13 protein-coding genes are annotated in these 13915 nt (G+C 67.6%); 3 read left to right on the top strand and 10 right to left on the bottom strand.

Annotated features, from left to right (window positions below; translation table 11 throughout):
* Window positions 1-5: 5 nt before the first annotated feature.
* The 4 genes from ACWEVN_RS00890 to ACWEVN_RS00875 form a co-directional block, all read right to left on the bottom strand.
* Window positions 6-1136, bottom strand: a complete 1131-nt coding sequence (locus ACWEVN_RS00890; protein WP_452049754.1) for a WXG100 family type VII secretion target — start codon at window positions 1134-1136, stop codon at window positions 6-8.
* Complete coding sequence (locus ACWEVN_RS00885) at window positions 1133-1480, bottom strand: hypothetical protein (protein WP_452049753.1); 348 nt, start codon at window positions 1478-1480, stop codon at window positions 1133-1135. Before ACWEVN_RS00885 ends, ACWEVN_RS00890 begins: the two co-directional genes overlap by 4 nt.
* Complete coding sequence (locus ACWEVN_RS00880) at window positions 1473-1919, bottom strand: SAV_915 family protein (protein ID WP_452049752.1); 447 nt, start codon at window positions 1917-1919, stop codon at window positions 1473-1475. Before ACWEVN_RS00880 ends, ACWEVN_RS00885 begins: the two co-directional genes overlap by 8 nt.
* Before the next feature lie 171 nt (window positions 1920-2090).
* The gene (locus tag ACWEVN_RS00875; protein ID WP_452049751.1) at window positions 2091-2699 is read right to left on the bottom strand and encodes a hypothetical protein; all 609 of its coding nucleotides are present in this window, start codon (window positions 2697-2699) and stop codon (window positions 2091-2093) included.
* 107 nt (window positions 2700-2806) lie between these two features.
* Here ACWEVN_RS00875 and ACWEVN_RS00870 point away from each other — a divergent pair, with 107 nt between their 5' ends.
* Both ACWEVN_RS00870 and ACWEVN_RS00865 read left to right on the top strand, forming a co-directional pair.
* A complete protein-coding gene (locus ACWEVN_RS00870; protein ID WP_452049750.1) occupies window positions 2807-5500 on the top strand; it encodes a tetratricopeptide repeat protein in 2694 nt (897 codons plus the stop codon).
* A 96-nt stretch (window positions 5501-5596) separates the two neighbouring features.
* Window positions 5597-5764, top strand: coding sequence for a hypothetical protein (locus ACWEVN_RS00865; RefSeq protein WP_452049749.1), 168 nt, complete (start codon window positions 5597-5599; stop codon window positions 5762-5764).
* 317 nt (window positions 5765-6081) lie between these two features.
* Here the strand turns inward: ACWEVN_RS00865 and ACWEVN_RS00860 are convergent, their stop codons facing one another.
* Genes ACWEVN_RS00860 through ACWEVN_RS00850 form a run of 3 tightly spaced genes read right to left on the bottom strand, consistent with a single transcriptional unit; the run spans window position 6082 to window position 8230 of the window.
* Window positions 6082-7284 (bottom strand): helix-turn-helix domain-containing protein, encoded by a 1203-nt coding sequence (locus ACWEVN_RS00860; protein ID WP_452049748.1) that lies wholly within the window; start codon window positions 7282-7284, stop codon window positions 6082-6084.
* On the bottom strand, window positions 7278-7406 hold the full coding sequence (locus tag ACWEVN_RS00855) for a sigma factor-like helix-turn-helix DNA-binding protein (RefSeq protein ID WP_452049812.1): 129 nt from the start codon (window positions 7404-7406) through the stop codon (window positions 7278-7280). The genes ACWEVN_RS00860 and ACWEVN_RS00855 overlap by 7 nt, the downstream gene beginning before the upstream one ends.
* Complete coding sequence (locus ACWEVN_RS00850) at window positions 7346-8230, bottom strand: hypothetical protein (protein WP_452049747.1); 885 nt, start codon at window positions 8228-8230, stop codon at window positions 7346-7348. The genes ACWEVN_RS00855 and ACWEVN_RS00850 overlap by 61 nt, the downstream gene beginning before the upstream one ends.
* Before the next feature lie 211 nt (window positions 8231-8441).
* Here ACWEVN_RS00850 and ACWEVN_RS00845 point away from each other — a divergent pair, with 211 nt between their 5' ends.
* Window positions 8442-8660 (top strand): hypothetical protein, encoded by a 219-nt coding sequence (locus ACWEVN_RS00845; RefSeq protein ID WP_452049746.1) that lies wholly within the window; start codon window positions 8442-8444, stop codon window positions 8658-8660.
* 125 nt (window positions 8661-8785) lie between these two features.
* On the opposite strand, the gene ACWEVN_RS00840 is transcribed toward ACWEVN_RS00845, so the two are convergent.
* The 3 genes from ACWEVN_RS00840 to ACWEVN_RS00830 all read right to left on the bottom strand — a co-directional run bounded on the left by ACWEVN_RS00840 (window position 8786) and on the right by ACWEVN_RS00830 (window position 13785).
* On the bottom strand, window positions 8786-9964 hold the full coding sequence (locus tag ACWEVN_RS00840; RefSeq protein WP_452049745.1) for a tyrosine-type recombinase/integrase: 1179 nt from the start codon (window positions 9962-9964) through the stop codon (window positions 8786-8788).
* A 1447-nt stretch (window positions 9965-11411) separates the two neighbouring features.
* Window positions 11412-12266, bottom strand: a complete 855-nt coding sequence (locus ACWEVN_RS00835) for a hypothetical protein (protein ID WP_452049744.1) — start codon at window positions 12264-12266, stop codon at window positions 11412-11414.
* Window positions 12267-12426: 160 nt separating this feature from the next.
* A complete protein-coding gene (locus ACWEVN_RS00830) occupies window positions 12427-13785 on the bottom strand; it encodes a glycosyltransferase family 2 protein (RefSeq protein WP_452049743.1) in 1359 nt (452 codons plus the stop codon).
* Window positions 13786-13915: the final 130 nt, after the last annotated feature.

The raw sequence follows: 13915 nt of genomic DNA, 5'->3' as shown, positions 1-13915 counted from the left end.
TGCGGTCACCAGCCGCCGCCGTGCGCGTTTGCGTCGGGAGGTGTTGGCCGCCAGGCTTGGTCGATGCTGTAGCCGACGCCTGCGCTGACGATCACGCTCGCGGCGATCAGGACGAGGCCGGGCGGGGAGGCCCCGAGCAGGATCAGGCCGCCGGCCTCCAGGGCCGCCGAGGTGGCGGCGCCGGCCGCGAAGCTCGCCCCTCCTTTGACGACCGCCTTGTCTGCCGGGGTACCGGACATGATGTCCAGGCCGACACCTGCTCCGGCGAGCATGCCGCTCGACACGGTCAACGGCTTGAGCGCCGGGCCGACGAGCTTCTTCGCGAAGTCGCCCGCCGGCGGGGTCACCCAGTTGGGTGCGCCGTAGCCCAGGGCGGAGCGGCTGCCGCGGACGGCCTGGTCGAACATGCCTGCCGAGGCTCCTCCGAACAGTTCGGCCTGTGCCGCTTGACGCAGGCCGCCGTCGGCGTTCTCCGCGATGAACGCCGCACTCGACAGTGCCTTCGCGTGGGTCAGAGCCGTCTCGGTATAGGCCTTGGCCTTGCTGGCCTCCATGAACAGGCTGCGGGACACGCTCACCGCACGTGTCGGGCTGCTGGTCAGGCTTTCGAGGAACGACTTGTGCCGGGCGAGCGCCGCCCGCAACGCTGTGTGCGCTGCGCTCTCGCGGCGGCGAGCCAGCCCTACCATCGCCGTCACCTCGCCGCTGGTGCCGCCTTGCGCGGGGTTGAGCAGCGGCAGCGGGAACTGGATGGAGTCGGCGGTGACCCGGCAGCCGACGCTGCGAGCCAGCTCCTTGGCCGCGGCCATCTGCAGCTTGACCGCACGGATCTCCTCGGCGAACGTGTCGACCGCCGAGACGATCGCGGACAAGGCGTGGCGCAGGCCGTCGGCGTGGTCGCGACCGCGGCGGACCCGATCACGGAAGGTGTCGGCGGCCGGGCCGGTCCAGATGTGCTGCGACGCGGTCACCGTGGTGGCCATGTCGTCGGCCAGCGCGCCTGCGGCTCCGGCGATGCCGGTCAGCCATGCTGTGGTGGCCTGCAGGGCGACGGGATCGCCGTCGACCCGGACCGCGATGGTGTGTGCGCCTCCGGCGGGAACCGGGAGAGCGGGAATCGGTGCTGGAGGCTTCACCGGCTGGCGGGTCCTTCCTGGCTAAGCGGGCCGTAGGCGGGCAGCATCGCGTCCGGGAGGCGGAACGGGCGGAGCACGTCGGCCCGGGCGTTGCGGTCTGCCTCGGCGTACCAGTCGCGTGCGTGGCCGAGGTTGGTAATCAGCTGGTCGAGCTCGCCGAGCTGCGTGCCGACCTCGTTGAGCAGCGAGATCAGCGCGCCGGCGAGAACGTCGCTGGAGGCGCCGGCGTCGGCGGGTTCGGACGGGACGCCGTTGCGCCGGTCGTTGAGCAGGTCGCCGCTGCCGTGCAGGCGAGTGGCCAGCACGTGAAGTTCCTGGACGTCGACACGAAAGCCCTCAGTCATGGTGCTCCTCGGCTACCTGTAGCGATTCCGGCACGGGACTGTCCCAGATGATCAGGTCCGCTCCGCACATCAGCTGTAGGCGTGCGGGGCTCACAGCGGCGTCGACCGCGATCCAGCTCTGGGCGCCGCCCAGGCAATCGACCAGTTTGTGCACGGACGAGTAGGCCAGCACAACGGTGCGGCCGTCCGGCGTGGAGTACGTCTCGGCGGCCGTCACGCCATTCTGGTGCTGCCCAGGCAGGAAGGTCGGCCCGATTTCCAGCCGGAGCCGTTCTTGTTCGGGGCGTCCCACGGAATTGGGATCGAATAGCTCCGGGACATCGTCGTTCCAGAACGACGATCCTGACGTTCGCATGTGCCGTCTCCGATCAGATCTCGGACGAGTGATCGCCACCGTGCCCGAAAAGCTAACAGCTTCCATGGTGGCCGCGACGCGCACCTGGGAAAGATTTAAGGTTACGCGCGAGTCACGTTGACGAGGAGGCTCGGCCGGTTCTTTGTCTTGCTGGACAACTGTTCCGTCTTTGACGACTGAACTGATCTACGGAACCCTGATACGTGACTTCGGAGAGGGTGGGGCCGGACGCATGGCCGGCCCCACCCGTGGCCGCTACCAGCGGCCGGCGTTGACGTGCGGCGGGGCCCAGTAGATCTCCGCCCACAGGCCGTGGTTGGCGGCCGAGCCCCAACCTTGGGCCCAGCTGGCCAGCAGGTTGCCTGCACTGGTGCACAGCCAGCCGGGCAGGCGGGTCTGGCACGCGCGCACGGCGCCCCAGATCGCGCCGTTGACCACATCGGCGTAGGACACGATGATCCAGAAGTGGTCACCGGTGATCCCCGTGGCCACCGCGGGCCTGATGCCGGACGTGTAGGCGGCGGCCGCGACGTGCCCCGTGACCTGCGTGGCGCCGGTCAGCTCCCGGGGACCGGTACCCACAGTCGCGACGCCCGCGAACGCCTCCCGCATCAGCGTGACGACCTCGGCGCGACCCGCAGGCGTGGCCGTCCGGGCCTGCCAGGCGGCCAGCTCGGCCGGGGTCAGCTGCAACTGCACGGGCTGGATCGCGGTGCCGACCGGGGCTGCCGAACCGCGCACCGTGGCGGGGCCCGTCGCTGCGGTAGCCAGTACGGTGGCCAGGGCAGCGAGCGCCGCCGCGGCGAGCAACCACCAGCGCCGGACTCCGCCGGCGCTGGTCTGCTCAGTTGTGTGAGTGATCATGGTCTTCCTCTCAGGCCCGCCGGCTCGCCTGTCCGGGCCGGCTGGTCAGGAGCATCGGCGGAAGACGTCAGGAAAAACGAATTCCCGGACAACCCCGGACGCCGCTCATGCGTATCGAGTTCGACCCTTGCCTGCAGCGCCGGCACGAGGAGGCCGTGATTTCCCCCTCCGTCACCAGTAACCCGAACCCGCGCGATCCTCGGGAAGCGCGGAGTCCGGCGGACCTGATCGCACAAATGAAAGAATTTCGCGAACGGTGTGGTGTCACCATACGCGACCTGGCGCAACGCACCGGCTTGCCGAGAGCGACCGTGCACGACGCCCTGAAACCGGACCGGAAGAACCTGAAAGACGACGTCGCGGCCGCGATCGTCGCGGAGTTGTACAAAGACACCGGGTTTCAGGACGCCTGGCTGCAGCAGTGGCGCTACCTTCACGGCCTGCAGGACGCCGAGAACACCGTCGTCGTCGAGCCCGCGCTTCCCGAACGACTCCCGCGATTCACCGGACGCGGCAACGAGGTGAGCCACATGGTGGAACGACTACACCCGGATGATGGTGACCCCCCTCGGCTAATTGCCTTGACTGGGCTTGCCGGGATGGGGAAAACGGCCCTCGCGATACATCTGGCTCATGAAATGTCTCACCGGCGGGCGTTCGACAAGAAACTGTTCGTCAACCTTCGCGGTGTCGATCCTGACCCGTCGCTGCGTCCCGTCGCTCCCGGCGCCGTCCTCGACCAGATCCTGCGGATGGTCGGCGTCCGAGCCGACAAGATCCCGCTCGACCTCGACGGCAAGACGACCCTCTTCCGCCGGATGTGCCAGAACCACCGCTTGCTGATCGTCCTGGACAACGCCAAGAACGCCGCCCAGGTCGGCCCCCTGGTCGCCCACGGACCTGGCTGTCTCACGGTGATCACCAGCCGGAACCGCCTCAGCGAGCTCGCCGAGACGATCCGGCTCGACATCGGCGGCCTCGAGCGCGCCGACACGCTCCGGCTGCTGCGCTCGGTACAGCCGCTCGCCGACGCCGATCCCGCTACACTGCGTCAGATCGCCGGTCTCCTGCACGACGTGCCCATGTCGCTGGTCAGCGTCCTCTTCCACGCCGAAAGCCACGCCGACTGGACGGCCGAGGAACACCTGGAACGCCTCAGGACCCTGTTCCCGAACGCCGCAGCAGCCGGCGACGATGCCGGCTCCGTGACCGGTCCGGGCGAAATCGAAGCCAGTATCGTCGCCCCGCTGACCCTGTCCTACCAGTCCTTGGGTGCAACGGCGCAAACCCTGATCTGCCTGCTCGGTCATCATCCTGGTCACGACCTCGACGACGAGACGGCCGCCGCGCTGACCGGCCAGCCGGTCGACTCCACCCGAGCGGCGCTGGCAGAACTGTCCGAGGCGTACTTCCTCAACTCGCTGGTTCCGGGACGCCACGAGCCACACGACCTCGTCCGCGGTTTCGCGGTGCTGCGTGCCATCGACGACGTGTCGCCCACCGCACGCCGGCAGGCCATGCAGCGAGTCGTTGCCCACTACCTCCAGGCCGCAGCGGCCGCGACGTCGAGTGCGTCCGGCGAGCACGCAGGGGCCGGCGACACGATCGACCCGCGGTATGGCACTGGGTGGCTCCGGGCGGAACTGGCGAACATCATCAGGCTCGTCCGCAGCGCTGCCGTCACCGAAGGCCTGCACTGCGCCGCGCACCAGCTCGCCGCAGCCGTCGTGCCGACGTTGGTCCAGCAGGCCCGCTACCGCGACATCGCCACCCTGCTGTCGGCGGCGCAGCCGGCCTACGTCGGCTGCGCACACACCGCCGACCACGCCCAGTCACTCAACCAGCTCGGCCAAGCCCATCGTCAGCTCGGGCAAACCGACCTCGCGATCACGCTGCACCAGCAGGCGCTGAGCCACTACACCGCCACGCGCGACGCCCTCGGCCACATTGCCACGCTCAACAAGCTCGGCCTCGCGCATCGAGCCCAAGGCCACGTGCACGAAGCCCAGAACCACCATTCGCGGGCAGCCGACATGGCAGTGAAACTGGGCTCGGACCGCGACGCCCTGATCAGCTTCGGCAACCTCGGCGTCACCCACGACCTGCTTGGTCAGCTCAACCAAGCCCTTGCCTGCTACCACCGAGTTCTCGACCTAGCCGCAGAAACCGACGATCCGCGCGCCATGGCGAAAGCCCGCAGCGACATCGGCATCATCTACGTCCGTCGCAACCACGTCACCGAGGGCATCGACCAGTACCGCGCCGCCCTGGCCATCCTCGCGGATTATCCCGACCAGCTGGCCGAGACCATCCTCCTGGAAAACCTCGGCATCGCTCACACCAAAGCCGGCGACCCCGTGACCGGATTGAGATACCTATCCCAAGCTCTCACCATGCGTGAAGAGTCGGGTCACGTCCGCGGCGAGTCCCACACCCACCACGACCTCGGCATGACCTGCCTCGCCCTCGGCGAGCCAGAGCGCGCCCTGGACCATATGCGCCGCGCACACGAGCTGGCATCCAGCATCGGAAGCAACCTCGAACTCGCCCTTGCCGAAAACGGTCTCGCAGAGATCGCCTACGCCACCGGCGACTTTCCGCAAGCAGCTGCCCGATTCGAATGCGCCCTTGACCACGCCCGCGCTATCCGCTGTCTCGACGAACAAGCTCGCGCTCACTTCGGACTCGCCCGCATCCCGGACCGTGCGCCGGCCGCCGTGGACGCCGACCGCAAGGCAGGCGAGAACCTCATCGCCGTCATGCAGGTTCCAGAACCGCCCGTTCCCCGAGTCGGAATGTGACGCACGCACCGCCCTGGCGCTCGCGGGCCGGACAACGGCCAGGCACTGGATCGACAGGCGACCAGCACGTACGTCGAAAGACCAAGGCTGCGAGACGTGGATCACTACGACATCCTGCCTAATCGTCCACGGCTGGCTCGGCCGGAGTTCGTTGTGCCGTTGGCGGCTGCTGCGGCGCAGTTCATTGCGGCCTCTCGCGCCATCGATTCCGCCGAAACTGGAATTCGACAGTCCGACGCCGCCTCGCTACTCGGTCAGCAATGACCTGTACCTGCGCGTGGGCACCGAACCGCTCGGGAACAATGTTTCGAAGCTCGAGGAACGCAAGGTCTGTCCCCGGTACACGGTCCTGGCCACGGGTGGCTTCATCGCCGCGACCTCTACGGATCGGGCACCAACCCAGTAGCCGTCGGCGTCGGTCCTGCTGGTGCCCTTCAGCCCAGTACCGCGTGGGCGGGAGGTGGGCCAGCTGGCACCGGCGTCGTCTGAGGGTTAGCCCAGCAGGTACCAGGCGAGCGCGCCAAGCAGCGCCAGTACCAGGGCGGCGGTTTCGGTCACCAACTTCAAGGTGACAGGGCCGCTCACCTTCGCGGGATGCGTGGCTGCCGTTCGAATCGTGCGGCCAGTGCATCCCGGCGTTGCTGCCACGTCTGGATCTCGTCACGGTCCGTGATATTGAGAGCCAGCAGCAATCCTGCGAGGGCGTCATGAGTCGGCATGTGCCGTCCGTCCAGGCAATCAGCGATGGTGGACTTCGGGACGCCACTGCGTGCTTCCAGCGCCCGAATGGACAGACCCGTTTGCTCGCGGAGGCGACGAAGTGCCTCGGCGAACTCCTTACGAGCCTGCCGATGAGCAACAGGGGATGGGGCCAGGTGCTGCTCGCTGCGACTGACCGCCATGGCGACTTGCCCAGGCGTGGTCTGCCGTCGCAGTTCACGTGCCTCAGGGGTGCCGAGGGTCGTCGCCTCCAGCTGGTTATGGAAGGCGACCAGCCGCGACCGGGCCGCTTCGACTTCGACGGTGGCCACTGTGCGGCCGTCGTGCTGGATCACGAGGTCAGCCAGTTCCTGCACCGCTTGCTCGCGTTCGGCGCTCGGGGCCAGCAACTGCAGATGCGCGAAGTAGGCGAGCATCGCCTGGAACTGGTCACCGCGGAGCTCGTCGGGTGCCGGTTCGGGAGCCGCCACGCGGCGGACTTCCGAAACACCCATGAGGCGCAGCCACGCGACCGTGCTGGTTTCCTTGACCGACACCGGAATCCGGTGGTACGAGCCCGCGCCGGCGGCGGGGTCCGCTCGGACTGCGTCCTGGTAGAACGTGTCGGAAACGATCAGCGCCAGCGCGGCACCCGATTCCTTCAGCGCTTCCTTCGCCGTGGGCGCTTCCAGGAGGCGGAACGCGAAACTCGTCGCGGGGCCGACGGTGCCGTGGCTGCCCTGGTAGACCTCGCCGGCGTGGAGGGCCACCCGCAGGCGGACGTTCGCCTCCTCCGCGTGCACCGCGTTGTACCGGCGCAGCTCCGCGAGCATCCGGTCGGGTAGCTGGGCCACCAAGTCGGCCTTCGGCACCTCCGAGGGGAGCTGGATCATCGCACCGTCGCCGGTATTCTCCACGAAGAGCGTGTCCCACGGGATGCCCGCCTCGGCGAACGCCGTGCGCATGAGCGTCCAGAACCCGTCGTGGACGACCAGCCGGTGGGCTGTCGTGCGCTTGGGGTCGTTGTAGCTGGCGATGTCGACGGCCATGATCGTCTTGTGGTGCGCAGCCGCATAGCTCAGCATGACTTCCCTCGGTTCGCCTTGCGGCGCTGAAGCTCAGCGCGGTACCGGTACAACCGCTGTTTCACGGCATCAGCGCTGACGCCGAGTTCAGCCGCGACCTCGGCGTAGCTCTTGCCCTGCAGGGCCACCGCGATAACAACCCGGGCGGTCTCGGGGGGTGATCTTTCAGCCCGTGCAGGTGCTCAAGAACCAGAGCGCGGCCGATCGCGACATCGGCCGGGTCGTCGTCGTACTGCGGATCCAGGGATCGGCGCCGATCCAGAACAGCGTCGCCGGCAGACGCCGCCAGACCGTAGGGGCAGGTTTGCTTCCAGTGCTCGTACTCGCGGTACCAGGTGCGGAAGACATTCGGGAAGGTCAGCAGGCAGGCCCCGATGAAGTAGGTCGCCAGCGCGGCGCCCTTCTCTGGGGACCACTCGCTGCCCGCGAGGGCGCGTTCCTTGAACATCTTCAGAGCCATCGCGACGGTCTCCTCCGCGAGCTCGACCCGATCGTCCTCGCCGTCGCGGCCAGCCAGGTACTCGCGGACTTCGTCGGGGACCTGAATGCTGCGGCCGTGGCTGGCGCACAGACTGTAGATCAATCTTCGGCTGATCCAGGAGCGGATCACCGGGATGCCGTAGGCGGCCAGCGTGTACTGGAACAAGTCGAACTGCATTCCGGTGAATCCGTCGGCCCGTAGCTGCTCGACGAGGCGCCGGTCGGCCTCGAGCCGGAGCACGTTCTCAGCGGCGCGCCGTTCCTCCTCGTCCTCTTTCTGCGGGAGCGCAGCGCTGTGATGGATCGCCTGTTCGATCGACGGCAGCGACGTCAGAAGGACATCCTGGTCATCGGCGAGCGACGGCAAGGACGCGGACTCATCGGCGCCGACGCGCTGCGAGCTCCGGTTTTCCGGTTGTAGGTGCGTAGCTGGACGCGGCGGCTGCTCTGCGGCCCGCTCGCTCACATCCGTCTCCCTCTGCTTGCCCGGAACTGTCGGATGCCCCGGTCCCCAAGCGTCGTGTACGTAACCCTCGTATGTCAGGACCGGCCGTCGTGGTAACGGAAAATAGACCAGTTCCATGTGACGTCGGTCATATTGAATCTTTCGTTACCTGGTCCGCTGGTTTCGGCCTACCAGCCCGGAGAAGCCGGGCTGGCCCCGGGGAACGTAGACCTTGGCGGAGAACATGATGACCGGTCGCGACGATGACCCGAATGATGCACTGCTGCCTATCCGTACCGCCTTGGTGTTCCTGCTGGCCGTCCTCGCCGGTGTCGGGGCCGCCGTGCTCACCGCGCTCGCCGGGCATTCCGGTTTCGAGGCCGCTCTGATCGGTGCCGGCGCGTTCATCGCCGGTGTGAAGTTCTTCCACTGGCTGATTGCCCGGCACTAGGGGCTCGGTGGCCGTGTGTCTCACCACCCTCGCCGATGTCGCTGCTGACCGTCGTGGAGGCCATGGTCGGCGAACTCCTCAGCAGCCGCGACGAGTGCGGGCTGGCCCTAGATAGCTTGCTCCCGTCATCGGTGACGCAGGATTCCTGTCGAGCGACTGTTGCGGCTGCGCCGGACAGGACGCCGCCGTCCGGACTGGGTTTCGGTGGCGTCTTGGAGGAGGCGGGCGGTGGCTTCGGCGGCGTGGTGGGCGAGATCGGGCAGCACGGTGGCGTAGGTGTCGGCGGTCAGGGTGATGCTGGAGTGTCCGAGCAGGGCTTGGACGGTGCGCAGGTCGTTGCCCGCGGCCAGGGAGAGGCTGGCGGCGCCGTGGCGGAGGTCGTGCAGCCGTACCGGCGGGAGCCGTGACGCGGTGTTGAGCCGACGGAAGGTGACGGTCAGGAAGTCCGGCCGCAGCGGGGCGCCGTAGTGGTCGGGGAAGAGGTACCCGACCGGTTCGCTGGTGCCGGGGCGGCTGGCGAGCCACTCGATCCGCAGGCCCTGCAGCAGGGCGGCTGTGGTGTGGTCCAGGGCGATGACCCGGTTGCTGGATGCGCTTTTCGGTGCGGCCAGTTCGAGGTGCTTGCCGACCTGGCGGACTTGGCGGGCCACGGTGACCGTTCTCCCTTGCAGGTTCATGTCGGCCCACTGCAAGCCAGCTGCTTCGCCTCGCCGTAGCCCGAGGAGTGCGACGAGGTGGAACAGGACGTACAGGGGATGCTCGTGGCGGTGGAGCCAGGCGAGGAACTCGGCGGTCTGGGCGGCGGTCCAGACTGCAACCGCTGGGCGGATCCCGCTGGCCTGCCACAGCGCGATCCGGGTCGGGGTCCACACCACCGGATGCGGTCTCTGCCCGGACGGGAGTTCCACGAGGCGGGCCGGGTTGAAGGCCAGGAGGCCGCGGCGGACCGCGGCGGTGAGTGCGGCGCGCAGGGTGGCCTGGATGCGCTGCAGCGTCGAGGGCGACAACGGCCGGCCGGTGGCCGCGTGGGTGCGGATCAGCGAGGTGAACATCGCTTGCACTCGGGTCGGGGTCAGTTCGGCGACCCGTTCCCGGCCGAGGTGCGGTATCAGGTGGCGGCGGACGTGCATGGCGTAGCTGCGCATCGTGGATGGCGCGAGGTTCTCGCGGCTTTCCAGCCACAACCGCAGCCACTGCGCCACCGTGGTCGCCGAGCCTGGAGTGCCGTCCAGGGTGGCGGGTTTGCTCAGGAAGTCCCGTGCCGCGCCTGCGGCTTTCCGTGAGGCGAATCCGCCGCGGCGCAACTGCCGTCGCCTACCGTTTTCCCTGGCGGTATCTCCAGCCGGAAGTACCAGCTCCCATGACCGCGTACGTCCAGTAGCGGGCACTGGTTTCCCAACCTGCGGCCCGTCAGGGGGTCGTGACATCCGCATCGTTTGAACAATCCATCACCTGATGTCATGTCCATGCACCTCATTCGTAACGAAGACCCGTGACCACTGCTGCGTCACAGGGGGCCGCGATGGCGGAGTGCTGCCGTGATCACGGCGAATCACCACCGGACTTGATCGTGAACCGGTATCCAGCGATCGTCCACAAAAGACGGCCTATTCGTTATAAGGCGGCGCATCGGGGGCCGAAATTGGTAGTGTGGCAGCGACCTCGGTCGCCGTCGTCATGGTAGCCACAAGGGGCAGACGTGCGACGGCGTCGATTGCCCGATCGGAACGAGATGCGATCTCCAGTCACGGCCTTCGAGCTGGGCCGGCCTGTGGCGGCTGCGGCGATGCCCCCGGCGGCAATTTCGAGGGTGTGTTCACTTCTGAGTGATCTTGCCGTGTTCGGCGGGCGCGGGCTTGGCTGCGTGTTCAAGACTTGATGATGATCTTGAGTTGTCAGCCCGGCGAGACTCGGGAAGAGTTCATTGCTCGTGTGGTGCGGTCCGCGCCGCCGCTCTCCGATGCTGTGATGTCCGAGATTCGACGTCTCTTGCCACCGGTCCGGGCCGATCGTGGCCAGGTCGGTCCGGTCCGCCGGGAGAAGTCGTGACGCCGGAGCAGCGATCCATGGCGGCACGCGTTGCCAGCTACACGCGATGGGCGTATTGCGATGACCGGACCGCCGCAACCGCGCCGGCTCGACGTGGTTTCGACGACCGGTGGACGAGGCAGGTCGATCCGGACGGCGTGTTACCGCACGACGAGCGGATGAGGCGGGCGGAGGCGTTGCGGAGGGCGCATTTTGTGCGGATGGCGCTCCTGTCTTCGCAAGCTCGCGCTCGCAAGCGCAGCACTTCATGACCCTGCAGCCGAAGCGGCGGTCAATGAGGCTGGGAGTAAGGGTGGGTCGCGAGAGGTTGGCGGGCGTGGTCGGACAGTTGTCGGCTGTGACCTTCAACGCGACCCTTGGGGTGCTGTCGCTCGCGATCAGCGGTGTACAACATGTCGCCTTTGGATTGATTGACGGTGGGTCCGCAATGGCCCAGAATCGTGGGTAGTGCGTCTCCGATGGGGCTCCGTTGCCGAAGTAGAGCCTGGCACTGGGCGACACTCTGCGACACTGAAAAGTGGCGAAGATGTCGGCTGACCTGCATTTATTGGCACAGGTCGGCATTCGGTGACACTCGCCGATATTGGTTTCCCGTAGACTTTTAATCCGTAGGTTCTGGGTTCGAGCCCCAGGCGGCCCACCACGATCGACGTCTCCGCCGCGACCTCGAGGATCGCGGCGGAGCTGCCTCCTCGAGGGCCGTCAGAGGGTGGGCTGGAAGAACACGTCCTGGGTCAGCTTCGTGATGCGGCCGGCGGAGTCCTGCCACGACAGCGTGGTCGGCTCCAGGGTCAGCACCACGACGATCTTGCAGTCCACCGTGCCGCTCGTGTGCATCGCGCGGCTGGTCAGGTCGATGTCCTGGGTGCCGAACGTCCGCGTGCCTTCACCGCTGGACGCGAGCGCCTTGGCGGCCTTGACCTCCGGGGAGTTCAGCACGCGCCGCGCGTTGGCGGAGGGTTCCGTGCACTCCTGACCGGGCTCGGGCGCCGCGCCGAAACCGGACCAGCCCTGCTTGACCGCCTTTGGGCCGGGTACCGCGCTCGGGAGGCCGAACGACTGGTCGAAGCCGTCCGAACCGCACTTGGTCGACTGCGCCAGGTTGCCCATGATGAAGTCGCCGTACTTCGGGTCCGCGTCGTGCAGGATGTACTGGTACGTCTTGGCGATGTCCGCGGCGCTGATCGCCGTGTACCCCCACTTGCCGCGGCTGGCCGGCGGTGCGGTGTCGGTGAGGCCGATCTTGGTGACCATCCGTTTGACGATCTCGTCCCAGCCGTCGCGCACCCACAGCGTGCTGGCGGCGTCGTCGTTGCTGGAACGCAGCATCGGCTCCAGCAGCGCCAGGTCGTCGGCCGGGATCTCGTAGTCCGGGCCGTGGGATTCGAGGTAGTCGAGGGCGATGAACAGCTTGACCAGCGAGGCCGAGCGGTACTGCTTGTGCTCGTCGGAGCCGTAGGCCTGGCCGGTCTCCTGATCGACGACGAGGTAGCTGGCGGTCATCCCCTCGGGAAGGTCCACCGAAGACGTCACCGCCGAGGCCGGCCCGGCCGCCATGGCGACACTGGCGACTACGCCGGTCGCAATCGTTGCCAGACGGAAGATCTTCCTCAAGTCAACCACCCCAGGTTTCGCTAGATCAACTTTGTGAGGGGTCACCCTATCGGGTGAGTTGCCTCTGCGACGGCCGGTTCCTCGGACGCCTCGAAGGCCCTGCTCAGCGGTCCAGTGCTACCACTTTGGGGTTCGGCTGCTCGGTGTTGCGGCGCGTCTTCGCCCGCCCGTTGCGGCCTCGGATCAGCCGGAACACCGCCCGCCACACTGTTATGTAGAACGTGTAGATGTAACATGCGTACCCGAGCCCGTAAGCGATTCCGCGCCACGGCCCCGATCGCGGCTCGCAGTGCTTGCGGTAGACCGGCCCCCAGATCAGGAACGGCAGCAACCCCGCGACGCCGTACAACAGCAGGTACTTCCACGCCCCGCCGATGAACCACGCCCACACCGCCGCCGGCTCGGTGACCGCGTGAATCGTCAGCAGTACCAACGGAATCGGGTACACCACGCTGCCCAGCAGCTGCATCCACGGCTGGGCCAGGTAGTAGAGCATCTCCGCCGCGCCGAACGTCGTCAGGTGCGGGGACTTCCAGATCCGGCGGGCGTACCGCGCGCACTGCATCGTTCCCTGGCTCCAGCGGGTTCGCTGCGCCAGGAACCGCCGCATGCTGTACAGGCCCTCCTGGTCGACGTGCGTGTCGAGGCTGAAGCCCGTTTTCCAGCCCTCCGTCAGCAGGTGGACGCCCAGTTCGAAGTCCTCGAGCAGCGAGCCGCGCCACGGGCGGCGCTGGGAGCCGGCGATCGAATCGAGCGCGGACAGCCTGGTGAACTGGCCGTTGCCGCCCGTCGCGATCGTTCCCGTGTGGCCGCGGGACATCTGGATCGCCGCGATCGCCGTGCGGAACTCCAGGTCCTGCATGCGCACCAGCGCGCGGCCGAACCCGCTGCGCAAACCGTTGCCCGCCGCGGGTGCCGTGCCGCGGTTGCCCATCCGGACGTCGATCTGCACCGCGCCTACCGACGGGTCGCCGAAGAGGTGCGGCGCCGTGCAGACGTACAGGCAGTTCCACGCCGGCCTGCCGTCCGCGTCGACCACGACGACGATCGTGTTGGCGCCGTCGTCGTGGCGGCCGACCCACGCGCGCAGGGCCCGGTAAGCCGCGTTGAGCGCATCGCTTTTGCCCGTGCGCGCGTGGGGACGGCGGCGGGCGACCACGTGCAGGTGCGGATCCTGCAGCCGACGGACGATGTCGAGGGTCCGGTCGTCGGAATGGTCGTCGATCACCCACACATGGGTGGCCCGGAACCGCGTCCGCAGGTACCGGATCGTATCGCCGATGACTTCTTCTTCGTCTCGGCACGGCACGAAGAAATGCCACTGGAACAGCGTCGGATCGCCAGGCCAGGTCGGCCGGTGCCGCAGGTACGGCACGATGATCGCGCAGACGTAGATGATGAACGCCGCGCTCATGACAATCGCGAACGCCTGCGCGCAGCTCAGCAATAACGACAGGCCCATTACGTCGCTCCGTGGCCGAAGATTCAGGGCGCCGACGGCACGATAACCGGGTTGCTATGCGCAGCTCCTGGCGGCGCGCGTCGGTGAGCGTCGCGCGCGACGCGGTCATGGAAAAAATCGGAGAGAAATC

Source organism: Amycolatopsis sp. NPDC003861, from assembly GCF_053605405.1.
This window is presented reverse-complemented; position numbering and strand designations above follow the sequence as displayed.

Excerpts from the sequence above, each read along its gene's own strand:
- ACWEVN_RS00885 (WP_452049753.1), bottom strand. The coding sequence starts at position 1,480 with ATGACTGAGGGCTTTCGTGTCGACGTCCAGGAACTTCACGTGCTGGCC.
- ACWEVN_RS00875 (WP_452049751.1), bottom strand. The coding sequence starts at position 2,699 with ATGATCACTCACACAACTGAGCAGACCAGCGCCGGCGGAGTCCGGCGC.
- ACWEVN_RS00870 (WP_452049750.1), top strand. The coding sequence starts at position 2,807 with ATGCGTATCGAGTTCGACCCTTGCCTGCAGCGCCGGCACGAGGAGGCC.
- ACWEVN_RS00860 (WP_452049748.1), bottom strand. The coding sequence starts at position 7,284 with ATGCTGAGCTATGCGGCTGCGCACCACAAGACGATCATGGCCGTCGAC.
- ACWEVN_RS00835 (WP_452049744.1), bottom strand. The coding sequence starts at position 12,266 with ATGGCGGCCGGGCCGGCCTCGGCGGTGACGTCTTCGGTGGACCTTCCC.
- ACWEVN_RS00830 (WP_452049743.1), bottom strand. The coding sequence starts at position 13,785 with ATGGGCCTGTCGTTATTGCTGAGCTGCGCGCAGGCGTTCGCGATTGTC.